Here is a 20526-nt window from a genome sequence, read left to right as displayed (position 1 = left end):
GGTACGTCAGAACAGCCAGAGACCTTAGCCACTGAGGCCCGGCAGGGCAACGGCCGATGGTCAGGGGCGCCTGGACCGTCGGCCGTGGCTTACTTCTCCCGCCGCCAGTTCAGCGACCCACGGTTCTCCACCGTGCTCGACTCCAGCTCCACATCGAAGCCACGGCGCAGCAGGTACTTCAGCGTCAGCACCGAGCCACTGCCGACCAGCGAGACGCCGTAGCCGATGTACAGCTTGGGCGAGATGTACTTGCCAAAGCCGATCACCGAGCCACCCAGCGCGCGCGACTGGCTCACGCCGGCGTCGTCCAGGCCGAGCTTGGCGCCCAGCTGCGACGCGAGCAGGCCGCTGCCGGCCGACAGCGCCGCCGAGGCCGCGTTGACCTGCTGGGCCTGGTCGCTGCTGGCACCGGTGAGGCTGCGTCCCAGCACCAGATAGGCCAGTGCTTCGGACTGCGACATCGCCGGTTCCGACCACACATCCACACGTGGCGACTGCGCCCGCCCGGTCACGTCGATGCCGGCGGTGACATCGCCGACGGCGCGCTGGGCACGGATGTTGATGCGCGGATCGGAGACCGCGTTGTAGTTCCAGTTCAAGTTGCCGCGGGTGATGGTCAGGTCCTGGCCGTAGGCCTTGTAGCGCCCACTGACTTCCAGCCCGCCGTTGGCGGTCATCTCACGCCCGGGGCGTGCCCACACCTGCATCTTGCCGGTCAGCGCCCCCTTCAGGCCGAACCCGGCCATCTTGACCTTGTCGCCCAGGCTCACGGTCAGGTCCATGTCCAGCGGCGAGCTGGGGCCCTCTTCCGGATCGACCGGATCCAGCACCACCACGTCTTCGGAGACCGAGGTACCACGGTCCAGGCGCTCCAGGTCCAGATCCGCTTCAGGCACGTGCACGGTGCCGCGCAGCTGCATCGCGCTGCCGGCCAGGGTGAAGTCCAGGTTCGGGTTGGCGATCACGCGCAGCTCGCTGGTGTTGGCCAGCAGCACGTTTTCGCCGTGGATATGCAGCTGCAATGGCTGTGCATCGCCGAACCACGACAGCCCGCCATCCACGTACAGCGTGCCTTTGCCGGAGTTGGCCTGCGCGCTGATCTTGGCCGAGCCATCCGGCTGCGCGGTGAAGCTGCCCTTGCCTTCGGCAAAGGTCAGGCCGAGCGCGGGGAACTCGCCGTTGAACTTGCTCAGCGTCGCCTCACCGCCCAACGACGGCGTACCCCGCGTGCCGCGCAGACTGACGTGACCTTCGATCAGGCCGGTCGGGCGCACGATGTCGGGCGAGAACAGTTCCAGCCAGTACAGCCGCGCGATGTTCATGTACAGCTCGCCGGTCAGCGGCGCGTTGGCATCCCAGCCGGTCTGCACCTTGGCATCGACGAAGCCGTCGCCCTGGAAACCGACACCGAGCTTGGCGTTGATCTGCTGCGGGGTCATCTCCAGGTTCACCGAGAACTGGTCATAGCGCACCAGCTCGCCACGCGCGTTGTCGCCCAGGCGTACCCCGCCTTCGCGCGAGGTGACCGAAGCGCTGCCTTCCCACGCGTTGCCGCGCGGCCGGATGCGCCCATCCAGATTCACTTCACCGCGCAGGAAGATGCGGCGTCCGGACTGCGGTGGCAGCCACGGCTGCACCAGCGCCAGCGGCAGCGCATCGCCGCGCACCAGCAGGCCTTCGCGGGGCCAGTTCGCACTGGCGCACAGCGCGCCGCCCGTGGCGGCACCCAGGCACGCATCGCTCAGGGTGAAGTTAGTGCCCTGCACGCTGAAGGTGGCCGGCGCGCGCAGGCTCCAGGCATCGCCCTTGACCGGTGCGATACGCAGCGCGGTCAGATCACCGCGCCAGGCCTGGCCCTGCTGGCGCACGCCGCCTTCCAGCGCGACAGCACCCAGCTCGTTTTTCGTCTGTGCATCCAGGCGCAGATGGGAGAGGCTGCCGCGGGCATTCACGTTGAGCGTGTCCAGCAGCATGCCGACCTGGATCTTGCTGCCCTGCACCGCCAGCGTGCCGCTGTCGCCCTGCCACGGCAGGCGCCCCTGGATGCTGATCGCCTCGGCGCTCCAGTCGTCCCAGCGCAGGCCACTGCCGACCAGATCGGCGGTGATGTCCGGTGCGGTACGCGCGCCCTTGATCAGCACGTGGCCGCGCAGGCTGCCGCTGCTGTTGGGCAGCAGGTCGTCCAACTGCACCGGCTCCAGCTGCGCATCGATATCCAGGCGGTCGCCCACCGAGCCTTTGGCGGTCAGGCGGCTGTTGCCCAGCGCCAGCCGGAGGTTGCCCTCGCCCTGCTCGCCGCGCAGCGCGAACTTGCCCTGTGCATCCAGCGCACGCTTGCGCAGCGTGCCCTTGATGCCGGGCACATCGACGGTGGCTTCGTAGCTGCCAGCGGTACCGGCCGGACTGCCGGCCGGCGGCGGCAACTGGCGGCCCTTCGATGCAAACGAGCCGGACAGCTTGCCGTCCCAGCCCGGTGCGAAGTAGCCCGGATCAAAGCCGGCCAGTTTGGCGGCCACGTCCCAATCCAGCTGCGGGGCCCAGGCCACCTGGCCGGTGACATCCAGCGAACCGCCCGGGGTGCTGGCCTGGAGCTGCTTGATCACGGCGGCCTGGTCATTGCCGCGCACGTCGAACTGCAGATCGGCGACCTGTTTCTCGCGTTCCACCGAGGCACGGCCAACCGCCGCCCACGCCTTCAGCGTGCCGGCCAGGCCCATGCGCGCTTCTTTCAGCGTCACCGGCACCGGCGCAGCGGCGCCCGGGGTGGTGGTATCGGCGGCGGGTACGAAGGTGAGGTCGTTGGCGACGATGGAGAAGCGCAGGCTCGCGTTTTCCTTGTCGGTGAAATCGGCGATGCCTTCCAGCCGCGCCTGGCCACCAAAGCCCTTCACCTGCAGCGGCGACACGGTCAGCACCTGGTCGGCCAGACCCACCTTGGAGGGCGCCAGTTCCACCGCGATGTCGCCCTGCTTGAAGCTGCCCTGCAGATTGGCCTGGCCACCCTTGCCATCGGCCTGCACATCCAGCGCCATCGGCGTGCTGGTGCTCGCGTCCATCCCCGGCACCAGCAGCGCCAGGTCCAGTTCCTTGCTGCGCGCAGCGAGTTTCCACACCGGGTCGGTGCGGCCATCGAACACCAGGCTGGCCTGCAGCGGCGCCGGTGCATTGCCGGCGATCGCCACTTCCATATGCCCCAGGTCGCCGCGTGCGACCAGGCCCAGCCGCGCCGGGGTGCGCCCGCGCGGGGCCGGCATCAGCGCGCCGATGGTGATATCGGTGTCGTAATCGCTGCGCGGCAGGTACCGGCCATCCACGCGGAAATCGCCCATGTCGCTGTCGACCTTCAGCTGGGTCGCGCGGAATTCGCCATTGGCGATTTCCACGCCACCGCGCACCTTGGCGATGTCGATCAGCGGCTGCTGCGCCTGGGTGATCCGGAAGCCATCGATGATGATGGTGTCGGCCTGGATCGCCAGCGGCATTTCAATCTGCGGCAGCGAGTCCGGCCACGACGGCAGCTCGAACGGTTCGTCACTCTTGGCCAGGTTCAGCGTGGCGTTCTTGATCTGCAGCGCATCGAGCTGCAGCTTGCGCCCCAGCAGCGGCCGGATGTCCGGATCCAGGTAGGCGCGTTCGGCGGTGAAATGGATGTCGTCGTAACGGAAGTCCAGGTCGTGCAGCACCAGCGGCCCGGCGACCGGGCCATCCACCTTGCTCCAGGTGAGCGAGGCGCCGACCGGCAACCGCGCGACCACCTGGGCCAGCAGCACATCACGGCCGGCCACGGTCTGCAGCAGCCAGTACACCAGCAGCAGGGCCAGCAGCACCAAGCCGAGCACGGTGAAGCCCGACCACGCCCAGAAGCGGCGCTTGCGGTAGAAACGCACGCGCGGCGGCGGCGGCGTGGCAGGTGCAGACGGCGTCGGCGTGCTCACAGGTCCGCTCCGATGTTCAGGTACAGCTGGAACTGCGAATCCGGGTTGTTCAGGCCATGCGCGATATCCACGCGCACCGGGCCCACCGGCGATTTCCAGCGCACGCCGAAGCCCACGCCGGTATGCAGATCGATCGTATTGTCGAATGCGCTGCCGGTGTCGACGAACACCGCCGCACCCCACGGCCCGCCCTTGAAGTAATGCTCATACTCGGCCGAGCCGACCACCAGGTTCTTCGCGCCGAGCGCGTATTTGTCCGGTGGTGCAGTACGCGGGCCGACTTCGCGGAAGGCATAGCCGCGGATGCTGCGGTCGCCACCGGCGAAGAAGCGCAGGCTCGGCGGCATCGCGACCAGATCGCTGGTCCAGGTGGTGCCACCTTCGCCGCGCAGGATCAGGCGGTCGCTGTCGCCGATCTGCACATACCAGCGCAGCACCATGTTGGCCTGCACGAAGCTGGTGTCCGAGCCGGCACCTTCGACGCCGCCACGCAGCGTTGCACTGCCGCTGATGCCGCGGCGCGGGAACATCTCATCATCCACGTTGACGTAGTCGGCCACCAGCTGCGGGTAGACCAGCGTGGAGGTGTTATAGACCGCATCGGTGAACTCGGTGCCCGAGGCATACCGCCAGCGCTCACGCAGGGCGTTGATCGAGGCGATCGCGGTCCAGTTCTCGTTGATCTCGCCACTGCGGCTGGCCGAGAGTTTGAAGTTGCGCAGGTCGATGTAATCGGTCTGCTCGTCATAGGCGCTGGCGGTGAACGCATACCAGCCGTCGAGCCAGGCAAAGCCCGGGATGCGGTAGCTGGTGACCAGGCTCTTGCGCTTCTGCGCATAGTCGAGCTGGGTGTTCATCTTGTGGCCGCGGCTGTTGAGGAAGCGCCGCTCCAGGCCACCGCGCACACCGGCGCCGCTCTCACTGCCGTAGCTCAGGCCGGCGGTATAGATCGTGCGCTTGGCGCGGGTCAGGTTGACGTCCACCGGCACATCGCCGTTGTCATCGGCCTGGTCCGGGCGCGGCTGGATGTCGATCACGCTGAAGTAATCGAGCTTGGTCAGCGATTCGCGCAGGCGGTCCAGTTTGCCTTCGTGGAAGTAACTGCCTTCGTCCCAGTACACCAGCGGGTCGAACAGCTTGTCGACGAAGTAATCCTGATGGAAGCGGATCTCGCCCATGTTGTAGCGGCGGCCACTGTCCCAGGTCAGATCGACGTCGGCCGCGTTCTCGGCGCGGGTGATCTGCACCTGGCGCTGGGTGAAGTCGGCATCGAAATACCCGCGCTCGGCCAGGCGCCGGGTCACCCGGATCTTGCTGGCTTCGTACTCGGTGTGCTCGAACCGCTGGCCTTTGCGCGGCTTGAAGTTCTCCAGGTCTTCCTGGAGGTACTGGTCCAGCTGGGCCGGGCCGGTGATGTCGATGTGCTCGCGGCGGACCAGGGTCGGCGGTCCCTTCTCGACCTGGATCACCACGCGCAGGTTCTCGCCTTCGCGCGGGCTTTCCACGGTGATGGTCGGGTTGTAATACCCGAACGGCTCCAGCGCCTCACGGGTCTGGCGCTCGGCCTGCGACAGCAGATACTCCAGCCGGGACTCGCCCTGCGGCTTGCCGATGGTGTCGTACAGGGACAGCGAGACCTCGATGTTCTCGATCATCTCGGCATCGTCGCCCTTGTCCAATCCTTTGATGTCCACTTTCTCGATGGTCCCCCGTGCATGTGCCACCGAGGCGGTGGCAAGGGACAGGAACATCAGCGGAAGGGCGAATTTCGTTGGCTGCATGGCGACAGCATAACGGGCCATCGCGAGCATGCGAAATCGGCGTGGCCGTTTCAGAACGGCGGTGAAGAAGCCGTTAAATTCCGCGAGAAAGTCGTCAGCGTCGTGTCGGCCCTGATCGATGACAGCACGGTGTCGGACAGAACCGTCCGCGACGCCCCATGACGCACCCAGCGCGAACGAAGCGCTGCACGCGCCACGCCTGAAAACGCAGAAGGCGCGAACCGCCGAAGCCGTCGCGCCTTCTGGTGAGCCTCGAGGCGTCCTGCCCCGCAGCGTCAGTTGGACAGGTGTTCGATCGCCGCCACGCTGCCCAGGCGGTCGCCCAGGCGCTTGAGCAGGGCCAGTCGATTGGCCCGCAGCGCGGGATCCTCGGCATTGACCATTACCGCATCGAAGAACGCGTCCACCTGCGGGCGCAGGCGCGCCAACCGGTTCAACACGCTCACGTAGTCCTTCTGGTGCAGGCTGGCGTTGCTGTCATCGATGGCCGCTTCCACCGCTTCGGCCAGTTCGCTTTCGGCCGGCTCGGCCAGCAGCGCCGGGTCGATCATCCCCGGGATCTCGCCCTCCGCCTTGCGCAGGATGTTGCGGATGCGCTTGTTGGCCGCGGCCAGCGCCTCGGCTTCGGGCAGCGCAGCGAAGGTGCCGATGGCATCGATGCGGCGGTCGAAATCGTACAGCGAGGCCGGCTTCAACTCGGCGACCGCGTTGAAGTGCGTGGCCGGCACGCCCTTGTCGGCGTAGTAGCCGCGCAGGCGGTCGATGATGAAGTCGTACAGCTCCTGCGGCAGCGCCTCGGTCTTGCGTTCGGCACTGGGCTGCACGCCTGCCGGCAGGCCGGCGGTGGCGGTACCGATCAGCGCGCGCAGATCCAGGTCGAACCCGCTTTCGATCACCGTACGGGCAAGGCCCAGCGCGTTGCGGCGCAGCGCGAACGGATCCTTGTTGCCGGTCGGCTTCAGGCCTGCGGCGAAGCCACCGGCCAGCGTATCCAGACGCTCGGCGATGGCCAGCACCTTGCCCAGCGGCGACAGCGCGATGTCATCCCCACCGAAGCGCGGCTGGTAGGCCTCGTCGATGGCCAGCGCGACCTCGGGCGACTCCCCGCCGACCACGGCGTAATGCCGGCCGGCAATGCCCTGCAGCTCCGGGAACTCGTTGACCATGCGCGACTGCAGGTCGTTCTTGGCCAGCACCGCAGCACGCTTGGCCAGCACCGGGTCCACGCCCACCTGCGGCGCGATGGCCTCGGCGAGGGCGGCCACACGGGCGACCTTGTCGGCCACCGAGCCCAGCTTGGCCTGGTAGGTGACGGTCTTCAGGCCGTCGCCCATCGCTTCCAGACCCTGCTTCAGATCTTCGTCGAAGAAGAACTTGGCATCGGAGAAGCGCGGACGGATCACGCGCTCGTAGCCCTTGGCTACTTCGGCCACGTCTTTGGATTCAATGTTGGCGATGCCGATGAACTTCTCGGTCAGCTTGCCGCCGGCATCGAGCACCGGGAAGAACTTCTGGTTGATCTCCATCGTCTCGATCAGCGCTTCCTGCGGCACCGCCAGGAACTCGCGCTCGAAACTGCACAGCACCGGCGCCGGCCATTCGACCAGGTTGACCACCTGTTCCAGGTTGTCCGGGGTGATGCGCGCCTGGCCACCGGCCTGCGCGGCCGCCGCGTTGACCTGCTCGACGATGCGGGTACGGCGCGCGTCGGCGTCGACCAGCACATAGGCGGCCTGCAGCGAGGCGACGTAGTCCTCCGGCGCGCTCAGCCACACGGTCTTGTCATGCATGAAGCGATGCCCGCGGCTCATGCGGTCGGCCTTCAGGCCCAGCACCTCGGCCTCGATGATGTCCGGGCCGTGCAACAGCACCAGCCAATGCACCGGGCGGGCGAAGCCGTAGGTGTGGCTGCCCCAGCGCATCGGCTTGGGGATCGGCATCGCGGCGATCGCCTCGCGCAGGATCTCCGGCAGCAGCGTCGCGGTACGCGCGCCCGGCGTGGTGGAGCGGTGCACGAAGCGCTCGCCCTTGGCATCGCTGGTGCGCTCCAGCGCGGTCCAGTCGATCCCGGCCTTGGCCGCGAAACCCTGCAGCGCCTTGGTCGGCTGACCCTCGGCGTCAAGCGCGATGTTCAGGTACGGGCCCAGCACTTCGCTGTGCTGTTCCGGCTGTTCCAACGCCACGCCGGGCAGCAGCACCGCCAGGCGGCGCGGCGTGGACAGTGGCTTGGCATCGCCCCGTTCGATGGCCACGCCACGCTTGCTCAGGCCGTCGACGATGCCATCGAAGAAGGCCTGGGCCAGGCCCGGCAGCGCCTTGACCGGCAGTTCTTCGGTACCCAGTTCAATCAGCAGCGGCTGCATCGTGCTCATGCCTGCACCTCCTTGGCGGCGACGGCTTCGAGGCGCTTGGCCTCGTACAGCCTGGCCACGGCCTGGGCCAGCGCGCGCACGCGCAGGATGTAGCGCTGGCGCTCGGTCACGCTGATCGCGCGGCGCGCATCCAGCAGGTTGAACGCATGGCTGGCCTTGCAGACCTGCTCATACGCCGGCAGCGGCAGGCCGACATCGACCAGCTTCTGTGCTTCCTTTTCGCAGGCATCGAAGCGGTGGAACATTTCGTCCACGTCGGCGTATTCGAAGTTGTAGGTGCTCTGCTCGATCTCGTTCTGCAGGTACACATCGCCGTAGGTGACCGGGGTGCCATCCGGACCGTAGGTCCAGATCAGGTCATAGACGTTGTCGCAGTTCTGCAGGTACATGCACAGGCGCTCCAGACCATAGGTGATCTCGCCGAGTACCGGCTTGCACTCCAGGCCGCCGGCCTGCTGGAAATAGGTGAACTGGGTGACTTCCATCCCGTTCAACCACACTTCCCAGCCCAGGCCCCAGGCGCCCAGCGTCGGCGATTCCCAGTTGTCCTCGACGAAGCGCAGGTCATGCACCAGCGGATCGATGCCCAGCGCCTTGAGCGAATCCAGATACAGCTGCTGGATGTTGTCCGGGCTCGGCTTCATCGCCACCTGGTACTGGTAGTAGCGCTGCAGGCGGTTGGGGTTCTCGCCGTAGCGGCCGTCGGTCGGGCGGCGCGAGGGCTGCACGTACGCGGCATTCCAGCTTTCCGGACCGATCGAGCGCAGGAACGTGGCCGGGTGGAAGGTGCCCGCACCGACCTCCAGGTCCAGCGGCTGGATCAGCACGCAGCCCTGCTGCGCCCAATACTGGTTGAGGGTCTGGATCAGGCCCTGGAAAGTGATCGGAACGTTCGGGATCGCGGACATGCGGCGGATTCTTGCCTGCAGAAGGGGTGCGCTAGTATAGCGACCGACCGCACGGGCCTTCCGTGCCTGGGGAAATGGAGGATGGATCCACGCCTGCCTGCGGCGTCTGCCAGCGTCCCTGCGGGGGGCGTCTCCCTGCCGGACGGCCGCCTGGATTTCGACCAGGTCGCCGCCGCCCTGGTCGCCGATGGCCTGGTCGCCGCCGCCGATCTGGAGCGCATCCGCTTCTCCGCCCCGGGCGCACGCAACGCCAGCGAGGTCCATCCGCTGGTGCTGCTGGCCAACCTGAAGCTGGGCGCCAACGGCGGCGGTGAGCTCGGTCTGGAGCGCCTGAGCGAATGGCTGGCCCAGCGCGCGGGTGTGCGCTACCTGCGGGTGGACCCGACCCGGGTCGACGTCTCGGCGGTCACCGCCCTGGTGTCCCACGCCTATGCCCGCCGCCACCGCTTCCTGCCGCTGGCGGTGGACAGCGAGCGCGTGCTGGTCGCCACCAGCGAGCCGCTGGCCCAGGAATGGCTGCGCGACCTGCAGCACCTGAGCCGCCGCCGGATCGAGCTGGCGATGGTCAACCCGCTGGATCTGCACCGCTACACCATGGAGTTCTACGGGGTGACGCGCTCGGTGCGCGGCGCCCGTGGCGATGTCCGCGGCGAGACCAGCAGCACCCTGCCCAGCTTCGAGCAGTTGGTGGAACTGGGCCGCGCTGGCGACGTCAACGCCGACGACCAGCACATCGTGCACATCGTGGATTGGCTGCTGCAGTACGCCTACGAGCAGCGCGCCTCGGACATCCATCTGGAGCCGCGCCGCGACATGGGGCGCATGCGCTTCCGCATCGATGGCGTGCTGCACAAGGTGTTCGAGGTGCCGCCGGCGGTGATGACCGCCGTGGTCAGCCGGATCAAGGTGCTGGGCCGGATGGACCTGGCCGAGCGCCGGCGTCCGCAGGACGGCCGCATCAAGACCCGTTCGCCAGGCGGGCGCGAAGTGGAAATGCGCCTGTCGACCATGCCCACCGCATTCGGCGAAAAGTGTGTGATGCGCATCTTCGACCCGGATGCCGCGTTCAAGAGCATCGACCAGCTCGGCTTCAGCCCGCAGGAGGCGGCCGGCTGGACCGCCCTGGTCGAGCGCCCGCACGGCATCGTGCTGGTGACCGGGCCCACCGGCTCGGGCAAGACCACCACGCTGTATTCCACGCTGAAGCGGCTGGCCACGCCGGAGGTGAACGTCTGCACGGTGGAAGACCCGATCGAAATGATCGCGCCGGAATTCAACCAGATGCAGGTGCAGACCAACATCGACCTGGATTTCGCCAGCGGCGTGCGCACCCTGCTGCGGCAGGACCCGGACATCATCATGATCGGCGAGATCCGCGACCTGGAAACCGCGCAGATGGCGGTCCAGGCCTCGCTCACCGGCCACCTGGTGCTGTCCACCCTGCATACCAACGATGCGCCCTCGGCGATCACCCGCCTGCTCGACCTGGGGGTGCCGCATTACCTGCTCGCCTCCACCCTCAACGGGGTGCTGGCCCAGCGCCTGGTGCGCACCCTGTGCACCCACTGCAAAGTGCCCACGGCGCTCTCGGCCGAGCAATGGGCGGTGCTGACTGATGCCGATGCGGCATTACCTGAGGCGCCCACGCCATATGCACCGGTCGGCTGCATCGACTGCCGGCGCACCGGTTTCCTCGGTCGCGTGGGCCTGTATGAGTTGCTGCCATTGGGTTCCAGCCTGCGCCGGCACATCCGCGCGGACATGGATCTGGCCGCCTTCAACCGTGTCGCACGTGCTGAAGGGGTACGAACCCTGCGCCGCGCGGGGCTTGAAAAGGTAGCGGCAGGGCTGACTACAATCGAGGAAGTCCTCTCGGTCCTGCCTCCCCCGGATGAATTCCGCCCCGTTCCTGATTCTTGAAACCGGCCAACCCGTCGCCTCGCTGCGCCGCTACGGGCGGTTTTCGCACTGGATCCGGGTCGCGGCCGGGCTGGATGCCGACGAGACCGTGGTGGTCGATGTCGAACATGGCGGCACCCTGCCCAGCCACCGCGATTTTGCCGGCGTGATCGTCAGCGGTTCGGCCGCCTACGTCACCGACCGCGCCGAGTGGAGTGAACGCAGCGCACAGTGGCTGCGCGAAGCCGCCCACGACGACCGCCCGGTGTTCGGTATCTGCTACGGCCACCAGCTGCTCGCCCACGCGCTGGGCGGCGAAGTCGCCTACAACCCGGCCGGGCGCGAGTCCGGCACGATCGAGCTGGCGCTGGATCCTTCCGCAGTCGACGATCCGCTGTTCGGCGGCCTGCCGGCCCGCTTCCCGGCCCACGCCACCCACCTGCAGACGGTGCTTCGCGCGCCCGAGGGCGCGGCGATCCTGGCACGCTCGGCGCAGGACAACTGCCACGCCTTCCGCTGGGGCGCACACGCCTGGGGCGTGCAGTTCCATCCGGAGTTCGCCACCCACCACATGCGCGGCTACGTCCGCGCCCGCGCCGAGTGCATCCGCCAGCACGGTGGTTGCGCGCGCAGTGTCGCCCGCGACGTCAGCGCCGCGCCGCTGGCCCGCCAGCTGCTGCGCCGTTTCGTCCGCCAGGCACGCAACGCCTGAGCCCCGCGCGGGGGACGTTATCCGGGCGCAACGCAGCGTCCGCGCCGCGCCGGGCGGCCTTCAGGTCACGCGCCGGGAAAACAGGGATAATCGACCGCAATCGGGCGTTCGCGCCTTCTCCCCTGTCCCGGAATGTTATGAGCGAGATTCGCAAGCTGCCGGCCTCCGCCGGCGCGGAATGGCTGGTGTCGGGTTTCACCCTGCTGCGCAAGGCGCCGCTGGCGCTGGGCCTGCTCGGCGTGATCTGGGCCGTGGCCGCGTTGCTGGTGATGTCGCTGGCGATGGTCAGCCCGGCGCTGAGCACGCTGGCGCAGCTGTTGATGGCACTGGCCGGCCCGCTGTTCTTCGGCGGCCTGGTGTGGGCCGTGCGCGAAGTCGACCAAGGTCGTGTCGCGCAGCCGTCGCACCTGCTGCAGGGCCTGCATGAAGGCCGCGCCTTGAACCTGCTCGCCTCGCTGCTGCCGCAGCTGGTGGCCGGCCTGTTCCTGGGCGTGTTGTTGCTGGTGCTGATCGGCAGCAGTGGCCTGCAGCACTTGAGCGAGGTGATGGTGCAGCTCAACGCGATCAGCCAGTCCGGCGCGCAGCCGGACCCGGCGCAGATCGAAGAATTGATGGCGAGCCTGCCGGCGATGCGCATCCTGCTCTGGCTGGCACTGGTGGTGGTGACCTTCCTGGCGATGGCGCTGGCGCTGTTCACCCTGCCGCCGCAGGTGATGTTCGAGCACCGCAACGGCCTGCAGGCGATGCGCCTGAGCCTGCGCGCCTGCCTGCACAACGTGCTGGCGATGCTGGTGTTCTTCCTGCTCGCCTTCGTGGCGGTCTTTGCGATCTATTTCGGCGTGATGCTGGTCGCGCTGATCGCACAGTTGATCGGTGGCACGATGCTCGCGCTGTTCGTTGCGCAGCTCCTGCTGATGGGCGTGGTGATGCCGGTCTTCGCCGGTGCCATCTACACGGCGTGGAAGCAGATGTTCGGCCAGCAGGGGCCGCAGACCCCGCCGCCGATGCCGGGCCCGAACAACGTGTTCGCGGCCTGATCCAGACAAAACCCCGGCCTTGGCCGGGGTTTTTGTTTGTGCCTTACTCCGGCTGCTCTTTCCCGCCCGGGCGTGGCACCAGCCAGCGCGCAGCGTGGATGCCCAGTTCGTAGAGCAGGCACATCGGAATGGCCAGCATCAGCTGCGAAACCACGTCCGGCGGCGTCAGCACCGCGGCCAGCACGAAGATGCCGACGATCGCGTAGCCGCGACCTTCCTTGAACTGCTGCGGCGTGATCCAGCCGAGCAGCACCAGGATCACCATCGCCACCGGCAGCTCGAAGCTGGTGCCGAAGGCGAAGAAGATCGCCAGCACGAAATCCAGGTACGCCGTCGCATCCGGTGTGATCGCAATCACCTCCGGGCGGAACGTGGTGAGGAAGTGGAACACCGCCGGCAACACCAGGAAATACGCGAACGCGCAGCCCAGATAGAACAGCAGCACCGACGAGGCCAGCAAGGGCACCGCCAGGCGCTTTTCGCGGGCATACAGGCCCGGCGCCACGAACGACCACAGCTGGAACAGCAGCCACGGCACGGCGATGAACACCGCCACGAAGAAGGTCAGTTTCAACGGCGCGAAGAAGGCGCCCGCCGGGTTGGTCGCGATCATCGTCTGCCCGTTCGGCAGCTGCGAGATCAGCGGTTCGGCGATCATCGTGTAGATCTGCCGCGAGAACGGCATCAGGCCCAGCAACACCACGCCCAGGCCGATCAACGCGCGCACCAGGCGCGCACGCAACTCGATCAGGTGTTCGACCAGCGAACTCTCGTTGCTTTCATGCTCGCTCATCGCGGTGCCTCTTGGTTCGGCGGCGTGGGCACAGGCGTAAGCGGTGCGGTGTCAGTCGACGGCGGCAGGGCCGCCGGCGGATCTGCACGCGGTGCGCTGCCATCGATGCCCGGCGGCGCCATCGCATCGCGCGGCGGCTCGGCCTCCTCGGGGGCCACCACATGCTGGGCCACGCTGGCCGGCGAGCCCGGTGCGGGGCCGGTCATCACCGGTTCGTCGTCCGCAGCGGCAGCCGCAATGCCATCGCCATGCTGCGCCACGTCCTGGCGCATCTGCTCGGCCTCGCGACGCACCGCTTCGCCACTGGCGCGCAGCTGCGACTCGGTATCGCGCATCGAGGTTTTCACATCGTCGAACTGCCGCTTGATCTCTTCGGCGTGCAGTTCACGCTCGAGCTCCTGCTTCACCGAATCCCACTGGTTGCGCGCGCGGCGCACCCACAGCCCGGCGAAGCGGGCTGCCTTGGGCAGCCGCTCGGGGCCGAGGACGACCAAGGCCACCACCGCGATGACCAGCAGTTCACTGAAACCGATATCGAACACGCCAAGCCGCCCGGATCAGCGCGGGTCGCGGTCGTGCTCGGTCTGCGACGTCGTCGTCGAGTCCTGCGGACGCGAACTGTCGCTGAGCTGCGCGTTCGGCTTGTCCTCGTCGCGCATGCCCTTCTTGAATTCCTTGACGGCGCTGCCAAGGTCCTTGGCGCCGCTGGTCAGTTTCTTGGTGCCGAACACCAGCAGAACGATGACCAGCACGACCAACCAATGCCAGATGCTGAAACTGCCCATGACTCGCTCGTTACGTAGTGATCAGACGGTTGAGCATAGCGCACCGGCGGTAAGCCGGCGCGCGTGACAAAAGTCAGTTGCCGTCCAGCGATTCGGTACGGACTTCACCGTCGCCGACCGGCTGGAAGCCCTGCTGCGGGGCGGGTTGGGCCGGCACGGACTGCAACGGGGCGGTGGTCGCGCCAGCGGCGACCGGGGCCGGCGCCTGTTCAGGTCGAACCGGCACGGCAGCGGCGCGCGGGGCGGGGGTCGGTGCAGGCGCGCTGCCTGCGGTGCCGCGCTTCTCGCGGGCGGTGTAGGTGGCTTCTTCCAGGCGATCACGGAAGGCGACCACGTCCACCGACGGCGGCTCGCCGACACGGCCTTCAAAGACCATGCGCGGCGTGGTGTTGCTGCCGTAGGCATCCAGGTTGGCGGCATCGTCGATCTGCAGCACGGCGCCATCCAGTGCCACACCGGCGAACAGCCCGCGGGCGCGCGACCAGGACCAGATTTCGGCCTTCAGCTGGCCATCGGTGGCGGCGGCAGCGTTGCGGCCGACCGGACCGGCGGCGACGCCGGCATCGGCGCCCAGGGTGAACTTGCCGTTGACGAGATTGTCCAGGCTGCGATCGTTGCGGAACACCAGCACCACATCGGAGGACTGCACGCCGGCCTGGAAGCCGATGCTGCCGCCGGTGAGCTTGACGAACACCGGGTTGGACCAGCTGCCATCCGGCGTCTTGACGGACATCAAGCCATGGCCGCGACGGCCGCCGATCACCAGACCGGCCTTGATCGTGTCGGGAATGACAATGACCGCGCGACCTTCGTCGAGCAGCTTGTCGGGAATCCCCTGCTCGGGGATGTCCTGGATTTCATTCAGGACGCGCACGGCATTGCGGGCGCGCTGGTCCTCCTGTGGCCCGGCCATGGCCTGGGTCGACAGCAGGCTGGCGGAGATCAGCAGAACAAGGCTGAGGCGGCGCATGGGTGGGCTCCAGAAAGTCGATTCATACAAGATAGCGGCAGGTACGACCGGGGTCGATACGCTTCTCGACGTTAGAAGGCCGGCGATGAATCGGCAATGAGTATTCCGGGCTATCGATATGCCTGCCAGATCGCGTTCATCATCCAAATCCATCCCGCCAATCGCGCAGACCTGCGAGAATGGCGGCATGCTCGACGCACCCGACACCGCCGTGCTGGCGGTCAATCTAGGCACGCCCGAGACGCCAACCGCCCCGGCGGTGCGTCGCTACCTGGCTGAGTTCCTCAGCGACCCGCGCGTGGTCGCGATTCCGCCGTTGTTCTGGAAACCCTTGCTGTTCGGGCTGATCCTGCCATTGCGCAGTGGTCGTTCGGCCGCCAAGTACGCCCAGGTCTGGCTGCCGGAGGGCTCCCCGCTGATGGTCTACACGCGCCGGCTGGCCGAGGCCATGCAGGGCCTGATGCCCGACCTGCGGGTGCGCCATGCGATGCGCTATGGCGCCCCGGCGCTGCCGGCCGAGCTGGACCGGCTGGCCGCCGAAGGCATGAAACGGATCGTGGTACTGCCGTTGTATCCGCAGTATTCGACCACCACCACCGCCTCGATCGAGGACCAGGTGCGCGAGTGGCAGCCGAAACATCCCGGCGTCACCGTGACCCTGGTGCGCGATTACGCGGTCGATCCGGACTGGGTCGCCGCCGTCGCCGGCAGCATCCGCCAGTGGTGGGAACAGCACGGCCGTGGCGAGAAGCTGGTGTTCTCCTTCCACGGTATTCCGCAGCGCCTGGCCGACGCCGGCGATCCGTATCCGCAGCGCTGCGAAGCCAGCGCCCACGCGATCGCCCAAGCGCTGGAGCTGGCCGACGATGCCTGGCAGCTGACCTACCAATCGCGTTTTGGCCGTGAGAAATGGCTGCAGCCCTATGCCGAACCCACCCTGTGGGCGATGGCCGAGAAGGGCGTGCGCAGCATGGACGTGGTCTGCCCCGGCTTTGCCACCGACTGCCTGGAAACCCTGGAAGAGGTGGCGATGGGCTTTACCGAGACCGTTGCCGAGCGCGGCGCGACAATGCGCTACATCCCCTGCCTCAACGACGCGCAGGCGCATGCACTGGCGCTGTCGCGGCTGAGCATCGCGGCGCTGGCATGACGCTGCAGCCGTTCTCGCTGCCGGTTGCCGGCAGCACCGTGGCCGGCCTGCGGTCGGCTGAGACCGGCGGCACGCGTGTTCTGGCGCTGCATGGCTGGCTCGACAACGCCGCCAGCTTCGTACCGTTGGCGGCGCAGCTGCCGGCGCTGGCGCTGGTGGCGATCGATCTGCCCGGCCACGGCCACAGCGCGCACCTGCCGCCCGGCACGCAATACAACACGCCCGGTGCGATCTGCCACGTGCTCGACGTCGCTGATGCGCTGGGCTGGGACCGCTTCGTGCTGCTCGGCCACTCGATGGGCGCCGGCATTGCCAGCCTCACCGCGGCGGCCGCACCCGAACGCGTCGAGCGCCTGATCGCGATCGAGGCCCTCGGCGGCCTGCGGGGCCCGGAGAATGAAACCGCACAGCGCCTGCGTGAGCATGTGCGTGCCGCGCGGGCGCTGCCCACCCGCAAACTGCGCGTGTTCCCTGATCTGGCCGCGCCGATCCGCGCCCGCATGATGGCCAACCAGCTCAGCGAGCCGTGTGCGCGCCTGCTGGTCGAACGCGGCGTCAAGCCTGTTGAAGGGGGTTTCAGCTGGTGCAGCGATCAGCGCCTGATGCTGCCCACCGCGATGCGCCTGAGCGAAGCACAGATCGACGACCTGCTCACCGCGATCGAATGCCCGACCCAGGTGATCTACGCCACGCCAGCGCAGTCGTATTACCCGGAGCCGTTGCGCAGCCAGCGCATCTCGCTGCTGCGCGAAGGCCGCTTGGCCGTGTTCCCGGGCACGCATCATCTGCACATGGAGCATCCCCAGGTGGTGGCCGAGGTGATCCAGGGCTTCCTCGCCGGGTAAGCCCTGCACGGTGCGACACACGGTCGCACTCAACTTATCCCGGCAGCGACCGATACCGATGATGCAGGCCGATTTTCATTGGCCGCACTGTCGTCGCTTGCTCCGCCGTTGCGAAGCCGCGCATCACCCAGGCTTCCAGGGAACGTCGTCGCAATGCCGGATTGGCCGTGCCATCGCCCACAGGACCGGGCCATGCCGGCGGTGATTGCCACCGCCGACGCGGCGTTTTCCGCTGCGTGCTCTCTGCGCGCCTCCCTGCTTCTTTCCGCTGCCGCACCCACCGCTTCGCCGGTGACGGGTGTGGCATCCGCCTGCGCGCGATCACGCCGCGGGCTTTCCGCTTTCTGATGATTCTGGAGCCGCCATGACCGCCATTCCCGATGCCTCGTCCCGCCCGCCCGATCTGCTGCGCACGCGCATGTCCCGGCCGTCCGCTGACGCGGCCTGTCTGGTCACCGCAGGGGTACTGCTCGCCGCCGCCGTGATCGCTGCGATCGGGCAGCGGCAACCCTGGGCGCTGGTTCCCGTCGCGATCGCAGCCGCACTGTTGGGCCTGCTCGCGCTGCGTGTGCGGCAGCAGGGCAATGCACTGCGGCAGGCACAGACGCGGGCGCTCTCGCTGGCCGCGGAGGCGGCACGCGCGCAGGCGCGTGATCGCGTCGAACACACGCACGACGCCCAGGTCCGGCAGGCGCTGGATGTCTCCCGCACCGCAATGATGATCGCCGACAACGACCACGTGATCCGCTACGTGAACCAGTCGGTGGTGACCCTGCTGCGCAACCAGCAGGCCAGCCTGCGTGAGGCCTTCCCCGACTTCGATGCCGAGCGCCTGGTCGGCAGCAGCATCCACCGTTTCCATGCGAATCCGGACCGCATCCGCGCCATCCTCAATACGTTGATGGCCACCCATCACGGGCGTGTGCGGATCGGCCCGGTGCATTTCGCCCAGGTTGTCACGCCGGTATTCGATGCGAAGGGCCAGCGCCAGGGCTTCGCGGTGGAATGGCATGACCGTACCCACGAATTGCTGCTGGAACACGCCGTGGCCGATATCGTCGAGGCGGCCAGCAAGGGCGATCTCGATCGCCGGCTGCAGGCCACGGACGGAGGCGCGAGCTTCCTCAACGGCCTGACCGGCGGCATCAACCAGCTGCTGGACAGCGTGGGTGGCACGGTCGGTGAGATCCGCCGCGTGCTCTCGGCGCTGGCCGATGGCGATCTGGACCAGCGCATGCGGGGCGATTTCCACGGGTCGTTCCAGGCCATGCAGCGCGATGCCAATGCGACGGCGGAGCAACTGACCGCAATGGTCGAACGGATCAAGCAGTGCACCGGCTCGATTTCGCTGGCCGCCAGTGAGATCGCCAGTGGCAACGATGATCTGTCCGAGCGTACCGAACGCCAGGCTGCCCATCTGGAGGAAACCGCCGCCTCGATGGAGGAGCTGACCTCCACCGTGCGCCAGAACGCCGAACACGCGCGCCAGGCCAGTGCGTTGGCGCACGGCGCGCATGATGTCGCCACCCGCGGCAGCCAGGTGGTGAGCGAGGTCGTGACCACCATGGACGCCATCCAGACCGCCTCTCACCGCATCGGCGACATCACGCGGGTGATCGACGGGATCGCCTTCCAGACCAATATTCTTGCCCTCAACGCCGCCGTGGAAGCAGCACGCGCAGGCGAGCAGGGCCGCGGCTTCGCGGTGGTTGCCAGCGAGGTACGGAGCCTGGCACAACGGTCGGCCGAGGCAGCCAAGGAGATCAAGGGGCTGATCGATGCCTCTGTAGTGCAGGTCACCGACGGCGCGCGCCTGGTCCAGGACGCCGGGCAGACCATGGGCGAGATCGTGAGCAGCGTGGCCGGTGTCAGCGGCATCATGGCCGAGATCTCTTCGGCCTCGCAGGAGCAGGCTGCCGGCATCGATCAGGTCAACCGGACGGTGGCGCAGATGGACGATGCCACCCAGCAGAATGCGGCGTTGGTCGAAGAGGCGAGTGCAGCCGCACGGCTGTTGGAAGCGCAGGCTGCCGACCTGACCCAGGCAGTCGCCGTGTTCCGTCATCAGGAACAGGCGTACCGCCCCGCCGCGGTGGCCTGATCGGCGTCAGTCCAGCACGCGTCTCGGCGCGCCCTGCAGCCAGGCGGCGATGTTCTCGACCGCCTGGCCGAAATAATCCCGGTAATTGCGCGCGGTGACATAACCCAGGTGCGGCGTCGCCAGTACGTTGGGCAATGTGCGCAGCGGGTGCCCGACCGGGAGGGGCTCGATGTCGAAGACATCCAGCCCGGCGCCAGCGAAGCGTTTCTGCGCCAGTGCCTGGATCAGCGCGTGTTGATCGATCAGGCCGGCACGTGCGGTGTTGATCAGGTAGCCGTGTGCCGGCAGGCAGGCCAGCGTGGCCGCATCAACGATGCCCCGCGTGCGCTCACCCAGCACCAGGTGCAGCGAGACCACATCACTGTCAGCGAACAATGCCTGCTTGGACGCCGCCAAGTGCACGCCCGCGGCCTGCGCACGGGCGGCATCCAGGTTCGGACTCCACGCACTGACCTGCATCCCGAATGCCTGGCCGATCCGCGCCACGCGCTGCCCGATCTTGCCCAATCCCAGCAGCCCCAGCCGGGCACCATGCAGGTCCCGGCCGAGCGTCTGCTGCCACGGCCCGTCCCTGCGCAACGCGTTGGCCTCAGGCACCAGGTGCCGCATCACCCCCAGGATCAGCGCCCAGGTCAGTTCCACGGCCGGTTCGGGATGGCTGTCGGTTCCGCACACGACCACGCCCCGCGCCTTCGCGGCGGCGACGTCGATTGCGGCGTTGCGCATGCCGCTGGTAACCAGCAGACGCAGGCATGGGAGCTTGGCCAGCAGCTCGGCGGTGATCGGCGTGCGCTCACGCATCACTACCAGTATGTCGGCGTCCTGCAGTGCGGCCACCAGCGCATCGCCCGTGTGGGATGTCGTCAGCGTACGTATCTGCACCGCATCGCCGAGCCGGTGCCAATCGGCGGACGATGTCGCCACGCCTTGGTAGTCGTCGAGAATCACGCAGTTCAGCGGCATGGGGGCGTCCTTCATCAGCAGCCATGACGATACGCCCGCGCGGCGGCGCGCTCTACAGACAGGTACGACCGCTGCCGGCATGCCGTGCCCGCGTTGTGGGCAGGCGCTGTGGCCAAGCTGCCCCCAGGCAGGCACGGAATCGCAGACAAAAAGAAAACCCCGCTGCGTGAGCAGCGGGGTTTTCGGGGTAAAAACCCTGGCGATGACCTACTCTCGCATGGCTTAGGCCACACTACCATCGGCGCAGCTGCGTTTCACTTCCGAGTTCGGGATGG

15 protein-coding genes are annotated in these 20526 nt (G+C 67.7%); 6 read left to right on the top strand and 9 right to left on the bottom strand.

Features of this window, described 5'->3' with window-relative positions; all coding sequences use genetic code 11:
• Positions 1 to 89 precede the first annotated feature (89 nt).
• The 4 genes from QMX81_RS08615 to glyQ all read right to left on the bottom strand — a co-directional run bounded on the left by QMX81_RS08615 (position 90) and on the right by glyQ (position 8996).
• Positions 90 to 3935 carry a translocation/assembly module TamB domain-containing protein gene (locus tag QMX81_RS08615; RefSeq protein ID WP_282260597.1) on the bottom strand — a complete coding sequence of 1282 codons (3846 nt, stop codon included), beginning with the start codon at positions 3933 to 3935 and terminating at the stop codon, positions 90 to 92.
• On the bottom strand, positions 3932 to 5737 hold the full coding sequence (locus tag QMX81_RS08610; protein ID WP_282260595.1) for an autotransporter assembly complex family protein: 1806 nt from the start codon (positions 5735 to 5737) through the stop codon (positions 3932 to 3934). Before QMX81_RS08610 ends, QMX81_RS08615 begins: the two co-directional genes overlap by 4 nt.
• Positions 5738 to 5991: 254 nt before the next feature.
• Positions 5992 to 8088, bottom strand: coding sequence for a glycine--tRNA ligase subunit beta (gene glyS / locus QMX81_RS08605; RefSeq protein WP_282260593.1), 2097 nt, complete (start codon positions 8086 to 8088; stop codon positions 5992 to 5994).
• Positions 8085 to 8996 carry a glycine--tRNA ligase subunit alpha gene (gene glyQ, locus QMX81_RS08600; RefSeq protein ID WP_102788722.1) on the bottom strand — a complete coding sequence of 304 codons (912 nt, stop codon included), beginning with the start codon at positions 8994 to 8996 and terminating at the stop codon, positions 8085 to 8087. The genes glyS and glyQ overlap by 4 nt, the downstream gene beginning before the upstream one ends.
• An 81-nt stretch (positions 8997 to 9077) precedes the next feature.
• On the opposite strand from glyQ, the gene QMX81_RS08595 reads away from it, so the two are divergent.
• The 3 genes from QMX81_RS08595 (at position 9078) to QMX81_RS08585 (ending at position 12644) form a co-directional block, all read left to right on the top strand.
• Positions 9078 to 10916: a type II/IV secretion system protein gene (locus QMX81_RS08595; protein WP_282260590.1), complete on the top strand. Its 1839-nt coding sequence runs from the start codon at positions 9078 to 9080 to the stop codon at positions 10914 to 10916.
• Positions 10888 to 11607, top strand: coding sequence for a glutamine amidotransferase (locus QMX81_RS08590; RefSeq protein WP_121041006.1), 720 nt, complete (start codon positions 10888 to 10890; stop codon positions 11605 to 11607). The genes QMX81_RS08595 and QMX81_RS08590 overlap by 29 nt, the downstream gene beginning before the upstream one ends.
• A gap of 137 nt (positions 11608 to 11744) precedes the next feature.
• Positions 11745 to 12644 (top strand): BPSS1780 family membrane protein, encoded by a 900-nt coding sequence (locus QMX81_RS08585; RefSeq protein WP_070470085.1) that lies wholly within the window; start codon positions 11745 to 11747, stop codon positions 12642 to 12644.
• A 43-nt stretch (positions 12645 to 12687) separates the two neighbouring features.
• Here the strand turns inward: QMX81_RS08585 and tatC are convergent, their stop codons facing one another.
• From tatC to QMX81_RS08565, 4 genes are all read right to left on the bottom strand, one after another.
• On the bottom strand, positions 12688 to 13437 hold the full coding sequence (tatC, locus tag QMX81_RS08580; RefSeq protein ID WP_102788725.1) for a twin-arginine translocase subunit TatC: 750 nt from the start codon (positions 13435 to 13437) through the stop codon (positions 12688 to 12690).
• Positions 13434 to 13979, bottom strand: coding sequence for a Sec-independent protein translocase protein TatB (gene tatB, locus QMX81_RS08575; RefSeq protein WP_282260581.1), 546 nt, complete (start codon positions 13977 to 13979; stop codon positions 13434 to 13436). Before tatB ends, tatC begins: the two co-directional genes overlap by 4 nt.
• A 15-nt stretch (positions 13980 to 13994) precedes the next feature.
• A complete protein-coding gene (tatA, locus tag QMX81_RS08570; RefSeq protein ID WP_019185586.1) occupies positions 13995 to 14222 on the bottom strand; it encodes a Sec-independent protein translocase subunit TatA in 228 nt (75 codons plus the stop codon).
• Positions 14223 to 14295: 73 nt separating this feature from the next.
• On the bottom strand, positions 14296 to 15192 hold the full coding sequence (locus QMX81_RS08565) for a YSC84-related protein (RefSeq protein ID WP_282260571.1): 897 nt from the start codon (positions 15190 to 15192) through the stop codon (positions 14296 to 14298).
• 187 nt (positions 15193 to 15379) lie between these two features.
• Here QMX81_RS08565 and hemH point away from each other — a divergent pair, with 187 nt between their 5' ends.
• The 3 genes from hemH (at position 15380) to QMX81_RS08550 (ending at position 19288) form a co-directional block, all read left to right on the top strand.
• The gene (gene hemH / locus QMX81_RS08560) at positions 15380 to 16342 is read left to right on the top strand and encodes a ferrochelatase (protein WP_282260569.1); all 963 of its coding nucleotides are present in this window, start codon (positions 15380 to 15382) and stop codon (positions 16340 to 16342) included.
• Complete coding sequence (locus QMX81_RS08555) at positions 16339 to 17187, top strand: alpha/beta hydrolase (RefSeq protein ID WP_282260567.1); 849 nt, start codon at positions 16339 to 16341, stop codon at positions 17185 to 17187. Before hemH ends, QMX81_RS08555 begins: the two co-directional genes overlap by 4 nt.
• Positions 17188 to 17551: 364 nt before the next feature.
• Entirely contained in the window at positions 17552 to 19288 is a 1737-nt protein-coding gene (locus QMX81_RS08550; protein WP_282260565.1) for a methyl-accepting chemotaxis protein, read from the top strand.
• 6 nt (positions 19289 to 19294) lie between these two features.
• On the opposite strand, the gene QMX81_RS08545 is transcribed toward QMX81_RS08550, so the two are convergent.
• Complete coding sequence (locus tag QMX81_RS08545) at positions 19295 to 20251, bottom strand: D-2-hydroxyacid dehydrogenase family protein (RefSeq protein WP_121041020.1); 957 nt, start codon at positions 20249 to 20251, stop codon at positions 19295 to 19297.
• Between the last annotated feature and the right edge of the window lie 275 nt (positions 20252 to 20526).

The organism is Stenotrophomonas sp. PS02301, assembly GCF_029959485.1.
GTDB lineage: Bacteria > Pseudomonadota > Gammaproteobacteria > Xanthomonadales > Xanthomonadaceae > Stenotrophomonas > Stenotrophomonas maltophilia_Z.
The sequence above is the reverse complement of the archived record's forward strand: the minus strand, read 5'-3'. Positions and strand labels throughout refer to the sequence as shown.

Coding starts and splice junctions, on each gene's coding strand:
- glyQ (WP_102788722.1), bottom strand. CDS start 8,996: ATGTCCGCGATCCCGAACGTTCCGATCACTTTCCAGGGCCTGATCCAG.
- QMX81_RS08590 (WP_121041006.1), top strand. CDS start 10,888: ATGAATTCCGCCCCGTTCCTGATTCTTGAAACCGGCCAACCCGTCGCC.
- QMX81_RS08545 (WP_121041020.1), bottom strand. CDS start 20,251: ATGCCGCTGAACTGCGTGATTCTCGACGACTACCAAGGCGTGGCGACA.
- QMX81_RS08585 (WP_070470085.1), top strand. CDS start 11,745: ATGAGCGAGATTCGCAAGCTGCCGGCCTCCGCCGGCGCGGAATGGCTG.
- glyS (WP_282260593.1), bottom strand. CDS start 8,088: ATGAGCACGATGCAGCCGCTGCTGATTGAACTGGGTACCGAAGAACTG.
- tatA (WP_019185586.1), bottom strand. CDS start 14,222: ATGGGCAGTTTCAGCATCTGGCATTGGTTGGTCGTGCTGGTCATCGTT.
- QMX81_RS08550 (WP_282260565.1), top strand. CDS start 17,552: ATGACCGCCATTCCCGATGCCTCGTCCCGCCCGCCCGATCTGCTGCGC.
- tatC (WP_102788725.1), bottom strand. CDS start 13,437: ATGAGCGAGCATGAAAGCAACGAGAGTTCGCTGGTCGAACACCTGATC.
- QMX81_RS08565 (WP_282260571.1), bottom strand. CDS start 15,192: ATGCGCCGCCTCAGCCTTGTTCTGCTGATCTCCGCCAGCCTGCTGTCG.
- QMX81_RS08555 (WP_282260567.1), top strand. CDS start 16,339: ATGACGCTGCAGCCGTTCTCGCTGCCGGTTGCCGGCAGCACCGTGGCC.
- QMX81_RS08610 (WP_282260595.1), bottom strand. CDS start 5,737: ATGGCCCGTTATGCTGTCGCCATGCAGCCAACGAAATTCGCCCTTCCG.
- QMX81_RS08595 (WP_282260590.1), top strand. CDS start 9,078: ATGGATCCACGCCTGCCTGCGGCGTCTGCCAGCGTCCCTGCGGGGGGC.
- hemH (WP_282260569.1), top strand. CDS start 15,380: ATGCTCGACGCACCCGACACCGCCGTGCTGGCGGTCAATCTAGGCACG.